This is a genomic window from Paraburkholderia sp. J67, assembly GCF_905220265.1.
Taxonomy (GTDB): domain Bacteria; phylum Pseudomonadota; class Gammaproteobacteria; order Burkholderiales; family Burkholderiaceae; genus Paraburkholderia.
The window spans coordinates 60,393-79,811 of record NZ_CAJMZK010000001.1; the positions used below are offsets into that span (position 1 = coordinate 60,393).

Here is a 19,419-nt window from a genome sequence, read left to right on the forward strand (position 1 = left end):
TGCGGATTTCGAAAAGGTTGGAACAGGACGTGCGCTCATGCGCCGGCCTCCGTTGTGCCGCCATGCGGCCGCTGTCCCGCCGAAGCCGGATAGAGCGAGAGCCGCAGGCCCACCAGCGCGTGCAGCGTGTCGCGCAGCCAGCGCTGCGACAGTCGCGCGCGCGGCGTGCCGCCGGGCGGCGCGGTGACGTCGGCGGCGGTAGCGGCTTCCTGGGCGAGGCCGCGCGTGGCGACCCGGTGCATGGCGTCGTCGATGGTGGCGAGCAGCGCGGGCGACGCGCTCTGGCGCGAGTTGGCCTCGGCGCAGCGCGTGTAATGATCGCTCACGCCCGCGAGCACGCGGTCGATGGCGGACGGCACGTCGCCGTCGAGCTTGCGGCGCGAGCGGCGCAGGTCGAGCGCGTTGAGCGCGATGCGCAGATCGCGGAAGCTTTCGATCGACGGATGGCGGTGTTCGTCGGAAGCCGCGAGACGCGGCAGCAACAGCATCAGTCGATCGACCATGCGCGAAGCCAGATTGCGCTGGTCGGTGAGCGGCGCGGTGGAGGCCGAAAGCGCCACATCGGACCAGCTCGAGCGCAGCAGTCGTTTGGCCGCGAATTCCGCGCCGAACGGGCGCGTCACGCGCGTCCACACATAGGCGAACAGCAACCCCGCGACGCCCGCGATATTGCTGTTGAGGAACACGAGAAAATCGGTGTCGTAAGCGCTCTGAATGCTGATGAACGTCGCCGTGTTCACGGCGGTGAGCATCGTCACCATATTGAAAGCGGGGCGCGGTATCAGCGTGCCGATCAAGATGAACGGCCCGGCGAACATCAGCACCAGCATCGCGAAGTCGTGCACCTTGGGCAGCACCACGAACAGATAGAGGCCCGCGAACACCACGCTCGCGGCGGTGGCGGCGAAGAAGCGGAACACCATCGGCGCGGGCTCGTCGAGCGCGGCAAAGAAGCAGCAGGCCACGGCGGCGAGCGTCACGGCGCCCGCGCCGTCGTGCCAGCCCGAACTGACCCAGAGCCAGCACGCCACCAGGATCGCGCTCACCGGCACGGCGCACGAGATCAGCATCATGCCGCGGTCATAGAAACGCTCGGTGCCGCCCAGGCGCCAGTGCCGGTAGCGCGGCCGCCATTGGCCGCCTTCGTGCGCGATCAGCGCGCGCAGCGAGCGGCAGTCCTGCCATACATCGATGACCTGGCGTAGACGCCAAAGCGCGTTCGAGAGCAGCGCGCCTTCCCAGCTCGTGAGCTGATCGTGCGCGGGCTGGAGCGCCGCGACGCGCGCGCGCAGGCCGTCGGCCACGCTGTCGCCCGCATCGTCGTGCATGTCGGCGGCGCGCGTCGGCAGCGGCGCGTCGAACCATTTGGCCGCGTCGGCGAGCAGCGCGTCGAGGCCTTCTGGCCAGACATGCAGGTCGCGCCGCAAGGCGATGAGCGGATCGGCGAGGGCCGACATCAGCGGCAGAAACAACTGCATGCGTCCGCGTAGATCCTGGGCGCGCCCGAGGATGCCCGGATGCGTGTGGTCGTAGCCGAGCTGGCTCAGCAGGAATTCGAGCTGATTGACCGTCGATGCAAGACGCTGGCGGCAGGCCGAAATCGCCTTGCCGACGATATTCCCCGAGAGCGTTTCGCGGCCATAAAAGGCGGCGTCGCGGAACCAGGCGTCGGCGCGCTCGATCAGCGTGGGCGCGAGACGGCTCGGCAGGATATTGCTGCCGATCACGCTCGCGCAGATGATGCCGACCGTGATTTCCTCGGTTCGCGCGATCGCCACGTCGAACACCGTCGACGGATCGGTCACTGTGGGGAACGCGATGAGCGGCATCGTGTAGCCCGCGAGCATGAACACGTAGCTGCGCGCCGTGCGGTCCATGATCGCGAGGTAGAGCAGCGTGCCGGTCCAGAGCGCCACGATCACGCTGAACAGCAGCGGCGTTTCGACGAAGGGCGGCACGAGCGTGATGGCGGCGGCTGCGCCGAGCGCCGTGCCGAGCACGCGATACAGTGCCTTCGAGCGCGTCGCGCCGACGAACGGGTTCGAGACGATATAGACGCTCGCCATCGCCCAGTACGGACGCGGCAACTGGAACACCAGCCCGATATAGAGCGCCAGCATCGACGCGGCGAAGGTCTTGACCGAGAAGAGCCAGTCGCGGATGGAAGGGTAGGTCATGAGGCTGCTTTCAGCTTTCAGTCATGAGAGGCGCCGTCGGCTGGGTCCGGCGCGTTGAAGGCATTGAGCACGCGCAGCGTGGCTTCCAGATCGGCGCGGCTCACGCCCTTGAGCACGCGCGCGCGCAGCCCGCGCAGGTCTTCTTCCATTTTGGCGGTGACGGCCTGGCCTTCTTCGGTCAGCGAGATCGTCTTCGCGCGGCGGTCGTCCGGGTCTTCGTCGCGGCGCACGAGACCCGCGGCGCAGAGCTGGTCGAGCAGGCGCACGAGCGACGGGCCTTCGATGCCCACGTGCTCGGCCAGCGTGACCTGGCGCACGGCCTCGCCCAGGCGCCCGGCGGTGAGCAGCGGCGTGGCGCAGGCTTCGGAGACGTTATAGGCCGTGAGCGCGCCGTGACTCGTGCGCCGCCACTTGCGGGCGGCCGTCACGAGCGTGCTGCTGACTGCCAGACGTAAGGTGTGAAGATTCGACATCGGCGGGATGATAGCGTAAAGCGATTCGGTAGCAAACTATCTTTTCCGGCGAAAAGCCCTCCCCGGATGGTAGTCGAGGCAGCTTGTGCGTGCTTCCTCGATGCCGTTTTCCCGCGACGAGTGTGACGCGCGCGCCACGCCGGCGCGCCAATGTCATAGGCGTTTAACGGGGGCGCGCGATGGTGCTGCGGGTTTCCGATCGGAAATTTTTGCGCACCGGGCCGCTTCAGGGCGTTTTGTGGCCCGCAAGCAGGGCGGGCAACTGCGCCATGTCGGTGAAAACGTGGGCGACGCCTGCGGCCTGGAGCGCCTCGGCGCTGCTGTGGCCCGGTGCGGACGGGCTGTAGCCGAACACGGTCGCACCTGCCGCGATGCCCGCGCGTGCGCCCGTCACGGTGTCCTCGATCACGGCGCAGCGGCGCGGGTCGACGCCCAGCCCGGCGGCCGCGGCCAGATACACATCGGGATGCGGCTTGCTGCGCGGCGTTTCGTGACCGCTATAGATATGGCCCGCAAAGCTGTCGAGCAGGCCGACCTTGCGCAATTGCAGTTCGACCTTGAGGCGGTCCGCACCCGAGGCCACGGCGATGCGGCCATCGTAGGCCGCATGCACGGCGCGCACGGCGGCTGGCGCGCCGGGAATCTCGATCAGATCGCGCGCCAGCGCCTCGTTGCGGCGCGCCCGGAAGCCTTCGAGCCAGGATTCGGTTACGCGAAAGCCGGTATGCGCCTCGATCCGCGCGGCCTCGTCCTTGACCATTTTGCCGACGAAAATGCCCATCGCTTCATCGACGGACAGCGTCCAGCCCAGCTCGCCGAGCATCTGGACCAGCACGACATGGGTAATGCGTTCTGAATCGACCAGCACGCCGTCGCAGTCAAAGAGTACGGCGTCGAAAGGAAGTGGGGACATCGTCGGATGGAAGGTTTGTAAGACGAGGGGGCGATGATAACCGGGATGTGGGGTGGGGGTGGGGCACTCGCAGCACACGGAGACTGGCCAGGAAAGTCCCGGCATTTCCTCGCGATTCGGAATTATCCAGTTGGGGGCGGCGCGGAGCGCGGAGATAGTGGCTGTCCGCCTTGCCTCCAGGCGCGGACACTCCATGTTTCGCAAGGGACTGACATGACTAGAAGCACGATGCTCACATTAACAGGCGTGGCCCTGACCGCACTTGTCGCCGTTGTCGTCGCGTTCAATGTGATCAACTTGAACGAAGCGTTCGGCGACGGACCGCCTTACTACTCGCGCACGACCAATATGGACAAATGGACTGACCCGCTTCCGGTCCTCGCCGTCCTCGACGCATTGGCCGCAATCGCAGTTGCAGCCTACGTCCGCTGGTGGAAACGTTCGCAATAGCAGGCCGCCGCGACAACCGGTCGGCTGGCACAATAGCCGTTTCGCACAATTTTCCGCTTCAACATGCCGACCGACCCCAGCGCCAACAAGCCTTCAGCGCCTGCTACCCCCGACCTTCCCGGCCGCGCGGCCTACACGCAATTCGCCGACCGCTACTCGCAAATGGCGCCGGAAAAGCCGCACAACGCGCTGTACGAGCGCCCGGCAACCGCTGAACTGCTGGGCGATGTCGCCGGCCTGAGCGTGCTCGATGCAGGCTGCGGCCCCGGCATCGTCAGTGCGGAACTGGCGCACGCGGGTGCCACCGTGAAAGCCTTCGACGTCACGCCCGCCATGGTCGAACTCGCACGCGAGCGCTGCGCGGACCTGCCCGTGGACGTGGCGCAAGGCGACCTCGGCCAGCCGCTCGCGTGGCTCGCCGACGGCCAGTTCGATCGCATCGTCTGTTCGCTCGCGCTCGACTATGTGGAGCACCTGTCCCCCACGTTCGCCGAATTCCATCGCGTGGCGCGGCCCGGCGCACAACTGGTGTTCTCGATGGCGCACCCGATGCGCGACTGGATCGACACGCGCACGCGCGGCAACCGCCCATACTTCGAGACCACGCGATTCGGTCTGCACTGGGGCGGCTTTGGCGAACCGAAGCCTTACGTGGAGGCGTATCGCCGTCCGCTGGCCGATATCGTCAACGCGCTGCTGGAAACCGGCTGGCAGATCGACCGGATGCTAGAGCCGAAGCCCGTCGCGCAGATGAAAGCGGTGGCCCCGGCTCTCTATAACGAGCTGGCGCTCGCGCCCGCGTTCCTCTGCGTGCGGGCACGGCGCGTCTGAATGCGCCCGGGCGTGCCGGGCCGGGCTTAGCGCCGTGCGGCGGCGGACAGTGATTCTTCGAGCGCGGCCACGCCCGCCGGCAGATCGACGTCCGCGCCCAGATCGCGCATCGTGCGGCCGAGTGCGTGGACCGTGCGGAACAGATGATGCTCGCGGCATTGCTCGCCCATCTGGCCGATCCGGACGATTGGCAATCCGAACGATCCGGCGATCTCCACCTGATACTGCTGCGAGATGTGATTGCACACGTCACGCGGCGTGAGACCTGAGGGCAGCGCGATGCCGACCACCGAATTCAGGCGGCATTCCTCGGGCGTATAGAGTTCCATTCCGAGCGCGGCCACGCCGCTTTGCAGCGCGAGCGAGCAGCGCTGATGGCGCGCGAAGCGTTTTTCCAGCGTCTCCGTGCAAACCAGTCGCAGCGCTTCATGCAGCGCGAGCACGCCCGACACCGGCGCGGTGTAGTGATAACCGGCCTTGTGCCAGAAGTTTTCCGCGAGCGTGGCGTCGAGACACCAGTGCGTATTCGGCTCGGTGCGCTCGCGCACGCGTTGCCACGCGGCGTCGGAGAACGCGATCAGCGAGACGCCGGGAATCGAGGATAGCCCTTTCTGCCCGCCAGTAATGACGGTGTCGATGCCCCACGCGTCCATTTCGAGCGGCATCGTGCTCAAGGTACAAACCGCATCGACGACGACCAGCGCGCCTGCGGCCTTGGCGATACGCACGACGTCCTTCAACTGGCGATTCCAGACCGTGTTCGACGTCTCGCCGTGCACGATCGTGACGATCGCGGGCCGCGTGCGCTCGATGGCGTGGGCGATGGCTTCGAGCGAGGCGATCTCGCGATCGGCCACGTCGAGCGTTTCGACATCGGCGCCGATGCGCCGCGCCATTTCCGCCATACGGCCGCTAAAGAAGCCGTTGACGATCGAGAGCACGCGCGTGCCGGGCCACGCCAGATTCGAAATCGCCATTTCCATCGCGGCCGATCCAGGGCCGGCCACGCCGAGCACCCAGTTTGAACGCGTCTGGAACACGTAGCGCGCCATCGTCTTCACCTGGTCGATGACGCGCGCCATGGTGTCGCCGAGGTGGTTGATGACGACCGAATTGGCCTTGGCGACGGCGTCCGGGATCGGCACGGGGCCTGCGCCCATCATGAGCAACGGCTCGTCGGGCAGGATCTCCGTGAGCGGATCGACCGTTGGGCAGGCGACCGGCAACGCGGCGGCGGCCGCCGCTGCCCGTTGCGGGATCAGGGAGTCGGTGGGGCGCGTGTTGTCGGTCATGATGGTTCCTTTACGGTGCAGCAAGGCTGCTGCGAGTGAGAAGTGCACGCACGCTGGCGGCAGGGGAAAAGTAGAGTGTTGTCCGGCGCGGCGCGTAACGCCATGTACAGTTGGGCCCATTTCCTCTGAACAGTAGGCTGGGCACGCTGCGGCGCCGCGTAGGGCGGCCTATAATCGCCGCTCTGTCGTGCATCACATTATCAAGGGGACCGCAGCATGCCGCAATTCGCCGTCGACAATCCGTTCCTCGAAACGCTGGGCGTAAGCATCGTGCAGTGGCGCGAGGGCTATGTGGAGCTGCTCATGCCGATCGACGGCTCGAAGCTCAACCGCCAGGGCGTGCTGCAAGGCGGCGCGATCGCCACGCTGCTCGATGCCGCTGCGGGTTATTCGGGTCTCTACGCGCCAGCCGATGCACCCAAGCGCCACGGCTTTACCCTCTCGCTCACGACCAACTATCTCGACAAGGGGCTCGGCGAGTTCGTGCGCGCCAAGGGATTTCTGGAGCGCGGCGGACGTTCGATCTTCTTCGCCCGCGCCGAGGCGTGGGTGGACGACCGCCTGCTGATCGCCAGTGCGCAGGGCACGTTCAAGTATTCGAAGACGGGCTGAGTGGCAAATCGTTAAAAGATTCGGAATCCGTATTAACTGACGAGCCAATAAAAAACCCGCCGACCTCTTCAGGTTCGGCGGGTTTTTAACTTGCATTGGCGCGAAAACGTTCAGCTCAGCAGGAGCGCGTCGTCGTCCAGCTTTTCGTGGCGTGTCTGCTCGAACATGCGCAGCAGGTCCGGCACGTCGAGGCCGCGGCGCTCGTCGCCCGACACGTCCAGCACCACTTGCCCCTGATGCAGCATGACCGTGCGCTGACCGTAGTCAAGCGCCTGACGCATGCTGTGCGTGACCATCATGGTCGTGAGCTTCGCTTCCTCGACGATGCGAGCCGTCAGTTCGAGCACGAACGCAGCCGTCTTCGGATCGAGCGCCGCCGTGTGCTCGTCGAGCAGCAGAATGCGCGACGGTTGCAGCGAGGCCATCAGCAGGCTCACGGCCTGGCGCTGACCGCCCGAAAGCAGGCCGATACGGTCGCTCAGGCGGTTCTCCAGGCCCAGATTCAGGAGGCGCAGCTTGTCGCGGAACAGTTCGCGATCCTGCTTTTTCAGTGCCGGGCCGAAGCCGCGGCGCTTGCCGCGCGCCATCGCCAGCGCCATGTTCTCTTCGATCGTGAGCGCCTCGCAGGTGCCCGCCATCGGGTCCTGGAACACGCGCGCGACCAGATGCGCGCGATCCCACGCCTGCTTCTTCGTGACGTCGTTGCCGTCGATCGTGATCTTGCCGCCATCCACCATCTGATCGCCGCTGATGGCGTTGAGGAAGGTGGACTTGCCCGCGCCGTTCGAACCGATCACGGCCACGAACTGGCCCGTTGGGATCTCAAGCGACAGGCCGCGCAGCGCGCGCATTTCGATCGGCGTGCCGGGGTTGAAAGTGAGTTTGAGGTCTTGTGCGCTGAGCATGGTTTAGGCCCTCCCGTTCTTGCGGCCGAACAGTTTCTTGCGCGTCTGCGGCAGCACGAGCGCGATCGTCACGAGCACGGCGGTGACGAGATTCAGATCCTGCGCCTTGAGGCCGATGAAGTCGCTATTGAGCGCAAGCGCAATGAAGAAGCGATACAGAATCGCGCCGAGCACGGCGGCGAGCGTCGTGAGCACGAGACGGCGCGCAGGCAGAATGCTCTCGCCGATGATGACCGCAGCCAACCCGATCACGATGGTGCCGATGCCCATCGAAATGTCCGAGCCGCCTTGCGTCTGCGCGAAGAGCGAACCCGCGAGCGCGACAAGCGCGTTCGAGAGCGCCATGCCGGCCAGCGTCGCGCGGCCCGTGGCGATGCCCTGCGCACGCGCCATGCGCGGGTTCGCGCCGGTTGCGCGCAGCGCGAGGCCGTATTGCGACGAGAAGAACCAGTCCAGGCCAAACTTGGCGGCGAGCACGACCACGAAGAGCGCGAGCGGGCGCAGCACGTAGTCGGGCAGCCAGGTGGGCTGGATCATCGTGAAGACGGTCGATTCGGAAATCAGCGGGATATTGGGCGCACCCATCACACGCAGATTGATCGAGTAGAGCGCGATCATCATCAGGATACTGGCGAGCAGATCCATGATCTTCAGGCGCACGTTGAGCCAGCCGGTGACGAAGCCGGCCGCCGCGCCTGCGAGCATCGCGCAGAAGGTGGCGAGAAACGGGTCCTGGCCGTGCGCGATCAGCGTGGCGGCCACGGCGCCGCCGAGCGGAAAGCTGCCGTCGACGGTGAGGTCGGGGAAGTTGAGGATGCGAAACGAGATCAGCACCCCGAGGGCGACGAGGCTGAAGATCAGGCCGATCTCGAGCGCGCCCAGTAGCGAATAGAGGGACATGGAGAATCCTGTTGCGGTGTCCGGCGGACGGGTTGCGGTAACGCAGCCGGAGGGGTCGCCGCGTGTGCCGCGCCGCCCGGGTGGGGCGGTGCGGCACACGCAGGCGCGAGGCCCGATGAAGGCCAGTGCAGTGCTACGGCTTCAGGTGCGCGTGGCAGACGATCGTCTGCGCACGCACGCCAGGCGCGTTACTTCACGACCGTGGTGGCGTCCTTGAGCAGATCGGCGGACAGCGTCACGCCTTGCTTCTGGGCCGCAGCCGGGTTCACGAACAGTTGCAGCTTGCTGCTGGTTTCCGATGCGATCGCGCCGGGCTTTTCGCCCTTGAGAATGCGCACGACCACCTTGCCGGTTTGATGGCCGAGGTCGCTATAGTCGATGCCGAGTGCCGCGATGGCGCCGCGCTTCACGCTGTCCGTATCCGAAGCGACGAGCGGAATCTTCGCGTCGTCGGCGACCTTCACGAGCGCTTCGTAGGCCGAAACGACGTTGTTGTCGGTGTTCGTATAGATCACGTCGACTTTGCCGATCAGGCTCTTCGCCGCCGGGCCGATGTCCACGGTGCGCGGTGCGGCCGCTTCCTTGAGCGTCATGCCCTGTTGCGCGAGCAGTGCCTTGAGCGCCTTCACGACCACGACCGAGTTCGCTTCGCCGGGGTTGTAGACCATGCCCACGGTCTTCGCATTGGGCACCACGCGCTTGATGAGCGCGACCTGCTTGTCGAGCGGCAGCTTGTCCGACACGCCCGTGACGTTGGTGCCGCTGGGCGTCCACGTCTTGACGAGTTGCGCCGCGACCGGATCGGTCACGCCCGAGTACACGACCGGCACCGACTTCGTGGCGGCCACGACGGCCTGCGCCGAAGGCGTAGCGATCGCGACGATCGCGCTGGGGTTGTCGCCGACGAACTTGCGCGCGATCTGCGCGGCCGTGCCGGTGTTGCCCTGGGCGCTCTGGTATTCCCACTTGAGGTTCTTGCCTGCGTCGTAACCGGCGGCCTTCAGTTCGTCTTGCACGCCGTCGCGGATTGCGTCGAGTGCGGGGTGTTCGACGATCGAGAGCACTTCCACGGTGGCGGTCTCGGCCGCGTGCGCGGCGCCGGAAGCGAGCGTGAGCGCGGCGGCGCTGGCGATCAGGGTAAGGGTGGCGGCCTTGGCGGCGAGCTTGAAGGTCTTCATTCTGTTTGATCTCCCCCGAATGTTCGGTTCTGGACGGGTGTGGGCCGCTTGCGCGGCAGCGCCGCCGAACCTTGCACACTGCGGTTGCGCACGGCGCGCACGTCTTGACCTTGCGTGCCCCTTACGCCATGCGCCGCGATGGTGCATGAGACCGGCGGCAAGGCAGCGAGCATACCACCGACTTTTGGGGATCCGGAACGCGTGCGCGGCAGGTGCGGCGAGGATGCGACGGTCTCGTTTCGGCAAACGAAAAATCCTCGCAGGGATTTTCCGGGCAAATCAGTAGGGTGCCGAAAGTTTTCCCGGATTCCGATCGGAAATAATGCGCCGTGCTTAGATGGTGGGTTTATCCAGGGAGAAGACGATTCCAGCGAGTGCCCGTTCAAAAGGAAATGAAATTTTCCTATGGTAAATCAATGGCTTGGCGCGATTTGCATTTAGGGTTTCTACTATATAAAGAGACACCTCAACAAGCATTTTTTCGAGGTTACGTGGAATGTGTTTCCGATGAGGGAAAAACACTCATTAAGGCTTCCGGACGATTTTCCAGATGGAAAAAACGAGCGCATTTATTTCGGATCGGAAATCGACTCTGGCGAACCCGCGCAGGACGGGCGTCTGGGCCGGTCCAGGTCGACTCCAGCCGTCCCACCCCGCGATTTTCCAAATGTTTTCAAGATCTTTCAGTTGATTTTCATCAATTGACGCCGGTCAATACTCCAGTATGGATCGGAAAAAACCCTTGGTTGCGATGGCCGGGTTTTATTGATAGCATCCGCCGGTCGCTGATTGAGCCCGGACCACCCTCCGGTGCGCAATGCAGTGAACGGGGCAGGCGGATCGCTTGCGCAACAGGGATCGCGTATCAACGCGTTCCCTCCGAACTCAACCGCAAAAAGCGGGTGATAAACGCCGGGCCCCGTCACGTCTTCAATTTCTCTCAGGCCCGTCGTTGTCGTCCCCCCTGGTTCGTCCTTGGGGTGCTGTTCGTTTGCGCAGGTCATCCGTCTGACCGGTTGACCCGAAAACAATCGAGGAGCTCCTGATGACGTCGTTGTCCAGTCTTACCCGCCTTACTTCTGTGGCCGCCGCGCTGCTCGCTTTTGGTGCAGCCGCCCACGCCGATACCGTCAAGATCGCCATCGCCGGCCCGTTCAGCGGCCCGGTCGCCCAATACGGCGACATGGTCAAGGCAGGCGCCCTGACCGCAATCGAACAGATCAACGCCGCTGGCGGCGTGAACGGCAACAAGCTCGAAGCCGTCCTGATGGACGACGCATGCGAGCCGAAGCAAGCCGTCGCCGTGGCCAACAAGATCGTCTCGCAGCACATCCAGTACGTGGTCGGCCACGTCTGCTCGGGCTCGACGATCCCCGCTTCCGACATCTACGAGAACGAAGGCGTCGTGATGGTCACGCCGTCGGCGACCGCACCGCAACTCACCGAAGGCAAGAAGCGCCAGTTCATCTTCCGCACCATCGGCCGCGACGACCAGCAAGGCCCGGCGGCTGCCGCCTACATCATCAACAAGGTCAAGCCGAAGAAGGTCGCGATCCTGCACGACAAGCAGTCGTACGGCCAGGGCATCGCCACCTCGGTGAAGGCCGCGCTCGACAAGGCGCACATCCCCGTCGTCGTGTTCGAAGGCATCAATGCCGGCGATTCGGACTACTCGGCAATCGTCACCAAGCTCAAGTCGCAAGGCGTGGACTTCGTCTACTTCGGCGGCTACCACCCGGAAATGGGCCTGCTGCTGCGCCAGTCGCGTGAACAGGGCGTCAAGGCCGCGTTCATGGGACCGGAAGGCGTGGGCAACAAGGACGTGACGGCGATCGCCGGTCCCGCGTCGGAAGGCATGCTCGTGACGCTGCCCGCCGACTTCGCGGCCGACCCGGCCAACGCGAAGCTCGTGAAGGCCTTCGCCGACTCGAAGCGCGACGCGAACGGTCCGTTCCAGATGCCGTCGTACGCAGCGGTCGAAGTGATCGCCGACGGTATCGCGGGCGCGAAGAGCACCGACCCGACCAAGGTTGCCGCTTACCTGCACAAGAACGCGTTCAACACGCCGATCGGCAACGTGCAGTACGACGCCCAGGGCGACCTGAAGTCGTTCCGCTTCGTCGTGTACACGTGGCACAAGGACGCGACCAAGACCGCCGTGAACTGATCCCGGCGCAGCGGCCGCCCATCCTTGACGTCCCGTTCCCGCTCAGGCGGGCGGGGCGTTTTTGCAGCGGCCGCATCTACCCGAACGATCGACACGGTTTCAAAAAAGGCTCTCTTACCGGCTTCTACGCCGCGGGGCTTAAGGCATGAATGATTTTCTTCCGCAGTTCACCCAGCAGCTCGTCAACGGGCTCACGCTGGGTGCGATCTATGCGCTGATCGCCATCGGCTACACGATGGTCTACGGCATCATCGGCATGATCAACTTCGCTCACGGCGAGATCTATATGATCGGCGCCTATGTGGGCCTCGTCACGCTCACGGCCATCGGCACCTCGGCGGGTTATCCGCTGCCGCTCGTGCTGGGCGCGGCGCTCATCGTCTCGGTGCTGGTCACCGGGCTCTACGGTTTTGCGGTCGAACGCGTCGCGTATCGGCCGTTGCGCGGCGGGCCGCGTCTCGTGCCGCTGATCTCGGCGATCGGCATGTCCATCTTTCTGCAGAACTACGTGCAGATCGGGCAGGGCGCGCGTGACGTGTCCGTGCCGATGCTGATTTCCGGCGCGCTCGACTTCAACATGGGCGGCAACTTCGACGTGACGATTCCGTACGCGCGCATGCTGATCGTGGGCACCACGATCGTGCTGATGGTCGCGCTCACGCTCTTCATCTCGCGCTCGCGCATGGGCCGCGCCTGCCGCGCCTGCGCTGAAGACATGAAGATGGCCAACCTGCTCGGCATCGACACGAACCGCGTGATCTCGTTTACGTTCGTGCTCGGCGCGATGCTGGCGGCGGTCGGTGGCGTGCTGATCGGTCTGACGATCGGCAAGCTCAATCCGTATATCGGCTTTATCGCGGGCATCAAGGCGTTCACGGCAGCCGTGCTGGGCGGCATCGGCAGCATTCCGGGCGCGATGCTCGGCGGCGTGCTGCTCGGTCTGGCCGAAACGCTCGCGGCGGGCTACATGCCCTCGGAGTACAAGGACGTCGTGGCGTTTGGCCTGCTCGTGCTCGTGCTGCTGTTCCGTCCCACCGGTTTGCTCGGCAAGCCGGACGTCGAAAAGGTGTGAGGTCGATATGAGCCAAACTGTTTCGGTTCGCGTGGCCGCCGACGGCCAGTCCTCTTCGCAAACCTTGAAGGGCGCCTTCGCCGCCGCGATTGCGACCATCATCCTGACCGCGCCCATCCTCGGCGTGCAGCTCACGCTCGACGGCTATCAGGTCGTGCTGCAACAACACTGGCGTCCGGTGTGGATCGCCGCCGCCGTGGTGTTCGTGTTCCAGCTCGTCAAGCCGATGTTTGTGCGCGCAACGAGTGCGATCAAGCTGCCCAAGGCGCCCGCGCTCGGCGCGCGTCAGCAGCGCACCGCGATCTGGGTGCTGCTCGCGTTCGGCGCGGTGTTCCCGTTCATGGGTTCGCGCGGCGCAGTGGACGTCGCCACGCTCGCATTGATCTACGTGATTCTGGGCCTGGGCCTGAATATCGTGGTGGGTTTCGCGGGTCTGCTCGACCTCGGCTACGTGGGCTTTTACGCGGTGGGCGGCTATACGTATGCGCTGCTCAACCAGTACTTCGGCCTCACGTTCTGGGAATGCCTGCCGCTCGCGGCGATCGCCGCGGCGACGTTCGGCTTCCTGCTGGGCTTCCCGGTGCTGCGTCTGCGCGGCGACTATCTCGCGATCGTCACGCTGGGCTTCGGCGAAATCATCCGCCTGTTGCTCAACAACCTCACGAGCATCACGGGTGGCCCGGACGGCATCTCCGGCATTCCGAAGCCCACGGTGTTCGGCTTCGAACTCGCGCGCCACGCGAGCGTGGAAGGCGCGAAGACCTTCAACGAGCTGATCGGCATCGAGTACAGCGGCGAACACATGATCATCTTCCTGTACCTGCTCGCGCTCGTACTGGTGGCGTTCACGCTGTTCGTCACGAGCCGCCTGCTGCGCATGCCGATGGGCCGCGCATGGGAAGCGCTGCGCGAAGATGAAATCGCGTGCCGCTCGCTCGGTTTGAACCCCACGCGCGTGAAGCTCTCCGCGTTCACGCTGGGCGCCTCGTTCGCGGGTCTCGCGGGCGCGTTCTTCGCGGCGCGTCAGGGTCTGGTGACGCCGGAATCCTTCACCTTCATCGAGTCGGCGCTGATTCTCGCCGTGGTGGTGCTGGGCGGCATGGGCTCGCAACTGGGCGTCGTGCTCGCCGCGATCCTGCTGACCGTGCTGCCCGAAGTGGCGCGCGGCTTTGCCGAGTACCGCATGCTGATCTTCGGGCTGGTGATGGTGCTGATGATGATGTGGCGCCCGCAGGGCCTGTTGCCTGCAAGCCGTCCGCATGTGGAGTTGCCGCAATGAGTGCACAAGCGTTGTTGAAAGTGGCGGGCCTGCAAATGCGCTTCGGCGGTCTGCTGGCCGTGGACGGCATCGAATTCGATGTGCGTCCGAATGAAGTCTTCGCCATCATCGGGCCGAACGGCGCGGGCAAGACCACGGTGTTCAACTGCGTGGGCGGCTTCTACAAGCCGACCGGCGGCAACATCGTGCTCGACGGCCATGCGATCACGGGCCAGCCGAGCCACCAGGTCGCGCGTCGCGGCCTCGTGCGCACGTTCCAGAATATCCGCCTCTTCAAGCAGTTGACGGTGCTGGAAAACCTGATGGTTGCGCAGCACTTGAAGGTGAACCGCAACATGCTGAGCGGCCTGTTCGCGACGCCCGCCTATCGCCGCGCCGAACGCGCGGCGCTTGAGCGCGCCGCTTACTGGCTCGAACGCGTGGGCCTGCGGGAGGTGGCGAATCGCGAGGCGGGCACGCTGTCGTACGGCCATCAACGCCGCCTCGAAATCGCGCGCTGCATGATTACGGACCCGCGTCTGTTGATGCTCGACGAACCGGCGGCCGGTCTGAATCCGCAGGAAAAAATCGAACTGCAACACATGGTCGATGGACTGCGCAACGAGTTCGGAATCTCCGTACTCCTGATCGAACACGACATGAGCCTCGTGATGGGCGTGTCGGATCGCATCCTCGTGATGGAACACGGCAAGCCGATCATGATCGGCAAACCCGACGAAGTGCGCAACGACCCGCGCGTGATCAAAGCCTATCTGGGAGAGGACTGATGCTGAAGCTGGACAAGGTCCATACCCATTACGGCGCGGTCGAAGCGCTCAAGGGTGTGTCGATCGAAGTGAACAAGGGCGAGATCGTCACGCTGATCGGCAGTAACGGCGCGGGCAAGACCACGCTGATGATGACCGTGTGCGGCACGCCGCGCGCGTCGTCGGGCCGCGTGACGTTCGAAGGTCAGGACATCACGCGCCTGCCCACGCACGAAATCATGCGTCTGGGCATGGCGATTTCGCCGGAAGGCCGTCGCGTGTTCCCGAGCCTCACCGTGCTCGAAAACCTGCAAATGGGCGGCTTCTTCGCTTCGCAGCACGACATCGACGCGGGCATCGAGCACGTTTTCAAGCTGTTTCCGCGTCTAAACCAGCGCGCGAAGCAACGCGCGGGCACGATGTCGGGCGGCGAGCAGCAGATGCTGGCGATCGGCCGTGCGTTGATGAGCAAGCCGCGCCTGCTGCTGCTCGACGAACCGACGCTCGGTCTTGCGCCGCTCGTGATCGCGCAGATCTTCGACATCATCCGCACGATCCGCGAAGAGGGCGTCACGGTGTTCCTCGTCGAGCAGAACGCGAACAAGGCGCTTCAGGTGGCCGATCGCGGTTACGTGCTCGAAACGGGCAGCGTGGTGCTGGCCGATAGCGCCGACAACCTGCTCGCCAACGACGACATCAAGCGCGCGTATCTGGGCGGTTAAGTCCGTAAGCTCGCTTCCGGGCGATTAGCCACGGCCCGCGCAGTTTCCCGCATGAAACGGGAGATTGCGCGGGCCGTTCGTTTTTCCGACGTCGAATCGATCGTCGATTCAATCGCCGCGCGCATGCGTCAGTTGCGCGAGTAGAGCGACGAGGCGCATCAGGTCGGGCTGGCCGCGCGTAGCGGTCTTCGCGAATACATGATGCAGATGCGTGCGCACGGTCGACGGCAGCACCTGCAACGCCTGCGCGATATCGCGCGGATTGCCGCCATTGCCGATTTCGCAGGCCACGCGCGCTTCGGCGGGCGTGAGCGCGTAGAGCGCGACGAGGCGCTGTTCGATCCCGTGCCGCGTGGCCTGCGGGTCGATCAGCATGAGCATGGCCGTACCGCGCCGCGCGCCGAGCGGCGAAACCAGCACCTGTAGCGGTGCGCCGGGCGCGGCGCGCTCGATGAGCATGGCGCCGCCTGCGCGGGCTGGCGTCTTGCTGTGTGCCGCACTGACGATCAAGGCATGGAGTCGCTGCGTGGCCTCGGACGAGGGCGCCTGCAGGCCGTGGCGGCTCTCGCGCAATCCGTGCGGCTGCGCCAGCAGCGCGGCGGCGGCGCGGTTGGCAAAAACCACGCGCGCTTTGCCATCGACGATCAGCACGCCCTGTGCGAGTGAGTCGAGCGCATCGAAGGCATCGAGCGCTTCGAGCGGATCATGGCCGTCGTGGGCCTGCACGGACTCCAGGCGGCGCTGCACGCGGATGGCGTTGCGCAGATGCGGCAGGAGCGCGCGCAACACATCGAGTTCGGCTTGCTCGAATGGGCGCGGCACGTCTCGCAGTACACCGAGCACGCCCGCATGACCGTATTCATGCAGGACGCTCGCGAACGCCACAGCCTGAATGTGCTGAGGCCTGACCCATTCCTGGACGAACGCGCTATTCATATGGGCGGATTGTGGACGGATCATCGCATCGGTCGCGAGCGTGCCGGCCGGCCAGCGACGCACCTGCGGCACGAGCGGATCGAGCGCGCCATAGTGCTGTGCGTAGCTAAGCGCGAAGCTGGTGTCGATACCGCTCCAGCGTGCCAGACCGAATGCGCTGCCGTTTGCGACCACCGAAAGATTCACATGCGCCGCACCAACACGGCGAGCGATCCGCGCCAATACCTCCGGCCATTGGCGCGTGTCGAGTCCCGCGTCGTAAATGGCGTCGATCAGACTGCCGAGGGCGTCGGCGGCTGGCGGTGACGGCATGCTGGGCTCCGTGCCGGGGCGGCGAAAGCACGGTTAGGGAGGCTGGCTGCATGACAAGCCGGCAGCAGCGAGAAATGTGGCCGCGCAGCAAAATTGCGCACAATAAGAGGCCGCGGCCACGTTAGCAAACAGCCCGCGCGGACCCTGCGCCGCAGCACATCGGGCGCATTCTCCTATAGATAGACGAAAAACCTTTCAATCGAATTTCGATTCGATGCGTTTCTCTTTCTTCTTGTGACGGGCGTAAAGGGGACTGGACAAGCGGGCCGCGCTCACGATAATTAAGCGTCCTGCATGGGACGCGGCGCGGCAGGCAAGCGCCGCGCGCAATTTACATGAGTCACACCGGAGAGTCGTTGGATGTCTGAAGAGTATGAAGTGCACGGGCCGCACGATCACGCGGTCGAACATGCCGCGTCTGGCCACGGCGGGCATGGTGACGAGCGCGATCCCTTTCCGGGCCGCATGGCGGTGATGACGGCGATCCTCGCCTCGATCGGCGCGATCCTCTCGTACCAGAGCGGCAATAGCGAAAATCTCGCGCTCTATTACAAGAACGAAGCGGCGATCCACAAGACCGAGGCCGCGAACCAATGGGCCTACTACCAGGCCAAGGGCGAGAAGCAGAATCTCGCCGAACTGGGCGCATCGCTGGCCGCGCTCGCGCCGAATGCGACGCAGGCGCAGCAGCATTTCGCCGCCGACGCCGACCGCTATCGCCACGAGAAGGACCCGATCCGCGCGAAGGCGGAGGCGCTTGAAAAGCAGGTGGAAGCCGACGACGAGCACGCCGAGAAGCTGCTCCACGGCCACCATCGCTGGGCGCAGGCCACCACGCTGATCCAGATTTCGATCGCGCTTACGGCAATCACCTTGCTCACGCGCCGCAAGTGGCTGCTGCGTACGTCGGTGGGGGTTGGCGTGGCGGGCGTGGTGATGGGCGCGCTCGCGTTCATCGCGGGCTGATCGCGCCACAGACGCAGGCGTTCTATCCGCCGCACACGATGGCGGTCAGCAGCAGCGGCACCACGGATTTCACCGTGGCGTCGCTGTTGGCCTCGCTCACGCGCGAGCGCACCGAATCTGCTGGCGCGGACACCACGACGCCATAAAGCGGCGCCTTGATCTCCTTGCCCGCGCCGCGGTGAAACAAGGTGTCGTCGCGCGCGTAGCCCAGAACCACATAAATCGGGAAGCCGAATGCGCTCAGGCGGCTGCCGTGCACCGGCCGGAACGCATTGACCGAATTCGCCTCGACCCGGCTCGGACTCGGATCGATCGACTTTTCGTCAATCAGCGACGAAATAAATTCATGCGGATTCGACTTGCAATCGAACCGTGTGTCTTGCGCATCCTGCGCCTGCGCGCCAAGCGGCGTGCACAAGCCAAGAAGCGTCGCCAGCGCGACGAAGGCGGCGAAGGTTGCAAAGGAGGGCACCACGGGGACTCGGCGCTGTTTCATGGCAGTGACGAAAACCGCTTGAATTCCGTTGGAACCCATTCGACACCGAAACCCCCTTCCTGTTCAAGAGGGCGGCACACAAATTGCGCCACTTTGCGCCGCGCCGCCATCTTGTCCCGCGCGCTCACAGCATCGACTTGGCCTGGCTCAGGACCTTGTCGCAGACCTGTTTGGTGGCGGCCTGCTTGAGCCCGCTGCCCGAGAGATCGAGTTGCTGCCCGTTGCCGGCCGTGAGAATGCCGCTCGTGCCTTTCTCGTAGCCGCTATCGGTGGTGGAGGCGCCGCCGGGCAGCTTGCTGAGCAACGAGTCTTTCACGTTGCCGGCCGTGTCGGCGTTGAGATAGTTGTTCTTGATGCAGTATTGGAGCAGGCCGGTGACGTTGCCCATGCTGTTTGAGGTGACCGACGAACCGGAGAGCGAACCGAGTCCTCCCAGATTGCCGAGTGCGCCCGAGGTCGAACCGCTGCTGCCGCTCTGGTTGAGCAGATTGCCGAGCTGGGCCTGCGCGCCATGCCACGGGGCGAGCAGGGCGGCGGCGATGCCGGTCGCGGCGATCAGGGCGCGGACGCCGCGTGTTGTGAATGTTTGCATACACGATTCTCCTTGCAGGCGATGGCCTTCGTACTATAGACGGATTCGCCGCCTGGCCCTGGCTGGGTGGCCGCATGCGGTCGGCATGAAACACGTGGTGCAACCACCACAATGCGTGTTATTCATCGCCATGTCATTTGTTGTGGGCACAACAGAGTTTCGGAAAACGAAGTAACGTAGCGAAGTGATGCGACGTTGATCTGAAGTCGATGCAATTGAAATTACGCTGGGCAAGAGAATGCACGGAATTGAATAGGACCCTGCGATGAGGCGAGCATGCGATGCGCGAAGAATTACGCATAAAGGATCCATTCACGACGCTACAGCAATGCAACAGCTGTCTTGCAAGACGCATACGCTAGCGAAAAAGCCTTGCTGCAAGGGCTTTTCTATCGGGTCG

The 19,419-nt window shown here is 64.7% G+C and carries 19 protein-coding genes; 9 read left to right on the plus strand and 10 right to left on the minus strand.

The genetic code is table 11. From position 1 onward, the window contains the following. Nucleotides 1-35 precede the first annotated feature (35 nt). The 3 genes from U5782_RS00295 to U5782_RS00305 all read right to left on the minus strand — a co-directional run bounded on the left by U5782_RS00295 (nt 36) and on the right by U5782_RS00305 (nt 3,563). The gene (locus U5782_RS00295) at nt 36-2,177 is read right to left on the minus strand and encodes an FUSC family protein (RefSeq protein WP_322041870.1); all 2,142 of its coding nucleotides are present in this window, start codon (nt 2,175-2,177) and stop codon (nt 36-38) included. A gap of 17 nt (nt 2,178-2,194) precedes the next feature. Continuing rightward, nucleotides 2,195-2,650 (minus strand): MarR family winged helix-turn-helix transcriptional regulator, encoded by a 456-nt coding sequence (locus tag U5782_RS00300; RefSeq protein WP_322041871.1) that lies wholly within the window; start codon nt 2,648-2,650, stop codon nt 2,195-2,197. Nucleotides 2,651-2,876: 226 nt separating this feature from the next. Next, nucleotides 2,877-3,563 (minus strand): HAD family phosphatase, encoded by a 687-nt coding sequence (locus U5782_RS00305; protein WP_322041872.1) that lies wholly within the window; start codon nt 3,561-3,563, stop codon nt 2,877-2,879. A 213-nt stretch (nt 3,564-3,776) separates the two neighbouring features. Here U5782_RS00305 and U5782_RS00310 point away from each other — a divergent pair, with 213 nt between their 5' ends. Beyond that, nucleotides 3,777-4,013 carry a hypothetical protein gene (locus U5782_RS00310; RefSeq protein ID WP_322041873.1) on the plus strand — a complete coding sequence of 79 codons (237 nt, stop codon included), beginning with the start codon at nt 3,777-3,779 and terminating at the stop codon, nt 4,011-4,013. A gap of 63 nt (nt 4,014-4,076) precedes the next feature. Beyond that, entirely contained in the window at nt 4,077-4,844 is a 768-nt protein-coding gene (locus tag U5782_RS00315; protein WP_322041874.1) for a class I SAM-dependent methyltransferase, read from the plus strand. Nucleotides 4,845-4,870: 26 nt separating this feature from the next. Here U5782_RS00315 and U5782_RS00320 read toward each other — a convergent pair whose 3' ends face one another. After that, nucleotides 4,871-6,007: an alanine--glyoxylate aminotransferase family protein gene (locus U5782_RS00320; protein ID WP_322042503.1), complete on the minus strand. Its 1,137-nt coding sequence runs from the start codon at nt 6,005-6,007 to the stop codon at nt 4,871-4,873. Between the two features lie 345 nt (nt 6,008-6,352). Between U5782_RS00320 and U5782_RS00325 the strand changes: the two genes are divergently transcribed. Beyond that, on the plus strand, nt 6,353-6,748 hold the full coding sequence (locus tag U5782_RS00325) for a PaaI family thioesterase (protein WP_322041875.1): 396 nt from the start codon (nt 6,353-6,355) through the stop codon (nt 6,746-6,748). A gap of 110 nt (nt 6,749-6,858) precedes the next feature. Here U5782_RS00325 and U5782_RS00330 read toward each other — a convergent pair whose 3' ends face one another. The 3 genes from U5782_RS00330 to U5782_RS00340 form a co-directional block, all read right to left on the minus strand. After that, nucleotides 6,859-7,653, minus strand: coding sequence for an ABC transporter ATP-binding protein (locus U5782_RS00330; protein ID WP_322041876.1), 795 nt, complete (start codon nt 7,651-7,653; stop codon nt 6,859-6,861). Nucleotides 7,654-7,656: 3 nt separating this feature from the next. Continuing rightward, the gene (locus tag U5782_RS00335; RefSeq protein WP_322041877.1) at nt 7,657-8,553 is read right to left on the minus strand and encodes an ABC transporter permease; all 897 of its coding nucleotides are present in this window, start codon (nt 8,551-8,553) and stop codon (nt 7,657-7,659) included. Nucleotides 8,554-8,741: 188 nt separating this feature from the next. Then, entirely contained in the window at nt 8,742-9,731 is a 990-nt protein-coding gene (locus U5782_RS00340; RefSeq protein ID WP_322041878.1) for an ABC transporter substrate-binding protein, read from the minus strand. A gap of 1,045 nt (nt 9,732-10,776) precedes the next feature. Here U5782_RS00340 and U5782_RS00345 point away from each other — a divergent pair. The 5 genes from U5782_RS00345 to U5782_RS00365 all read left to right on the plus strand — a co-directional run bounded on the left by U5782_RS00345 (nt 10,777) and on the right by U5782_RS00365 (nt 15,717). Further along, the gene (locus U5782_RS00345; RefSeq protein ID WP_322041879.1) at nt 10,777-11,898 is read left to right on the plus strand and encodes a branched-chain amino acid ABC transporter substrate-binding protein; all 1,122 of its coding nucleotides are present in this window, start codon (nt 10,777-10,779) and stop codon (nt 11,896-11,898) included. A gap of 145 nt (nt 11,899-12,043) precedes the next feature. Next, on the plus strand, nt 12,044-12,970 hold the full coding sequence (gene livH / locus U5782_RS00350) for a high-affinity branched-chain amino acid ABC transporter permease LivH (RefSeq protein ID WP_322041880.1): 927 nt from the start codon (nt 12,044-12,046) through the stop codon (nt 12,968-12,970). Nucleotides 12,971-12,977: 7 nt separating this feature from the next. After that, nucleotides 12,978-14,249, plus strand: a complete 1,272-nt coding sequence (locus U5782_RS00355) for a high-affinity branched-chain amino acid ABC transporter permease LivM (protein WP_322041881.1) — start codon at nt 12,978-12,980, stop codon at nt 14,247-14,249. Further along, nucleotides 14,246-15,016, plus strand: coding sequence for a high-affinity branched-chain amino acid ABC transporter ATP-binding protein LivG (gene livG, locus U5782_RS00360; protein ID WP_322041882.1), 771 nt, complete (start codon nt 14,246-14,248; stop codon nt 15,014-15,016). Before U5782_RS00355 ends, livG begins: the two co-directional genes overlap by 4 nt. Continuing rightward, nucleotides 15,016-15,717 carry an ABC transporter ATP-binding protein gene (locus tag U5782_RS00365; protein ID WP_322041883.1) on the plus strand — a complete coding sequence of 234 codons (702 nt, stop codon included), beginning with the start codon at nt 15,016-15,018 and terminating at the stop codon, nt 15,715-15,717. The genes livG and U5782_RS00365 overlap by 1 nt, the downstream gene beginning before the upstream one ends. Before the next feature lie 108 nt (nt 15,718-15,825). Here the strand turns inward: U5782_RS00365 and U5782_RS00370 are convergent, their stop codons facing one another. Continuing rightward, nucleotides 15,826-16,965: a helix-turn-helix transcriptional regulator gene (locus U5782_RS00370; protein WP_322041884.1), complete on the minus strand. Its 1,140-nt coding sequence runs from the start codon at nt 16,963-16,965 to the stop codon at nt 15,826-15,828. A gap of 360 nt (nt 16,966-17,325) precedes the next feature. Between U5782_RS00370 and U5782_RS00375 the strand changes: the two genes are divergently transcribed. Then, nucleotides 17,326-17,931 (plus strand): DUF4337 domain-containing protein, encoded by a 606-nt coding sequence (locus U5782_RS00375; RefSeq protein WP_322041885.1) that lies wholly within the window; start codon nt 17,326-17,328, stop codon nt 17,929-17,931. Nucleotides 17,932-17,953: 22 nt separating this feature from the next. Here U5782_RS00375 and U5782_RS00380 read toward each other — a convergent pair whose 3' ends face one another. Both U5782_RS00380 and U5782_RS00385 read right to left on the minus strand, forming a co-directional pair. Then, on the minus strand, nt 17,954-18,427 hold the full coding sequence (locus tag U5782_RS00380; protein ID WP_322041886.1) for a hypothetical protein: 474 nt from the start codon (nt 18,425-18,427) through the stop codon (nt 17,954-17,956). Between the two features lie 124 nt (nt 18,428-18,551). After that, entirely contained in the window at nt 18,552-19,019 is a 468-nt protein-coding gene (locus tag U5782_RS00385; protein WP_322041887.1) for a DUF2501 domain-containing protein, read from the minus strand. Nucleotides 19,020-19,419 lie beyond the last annotated feature (400 nt).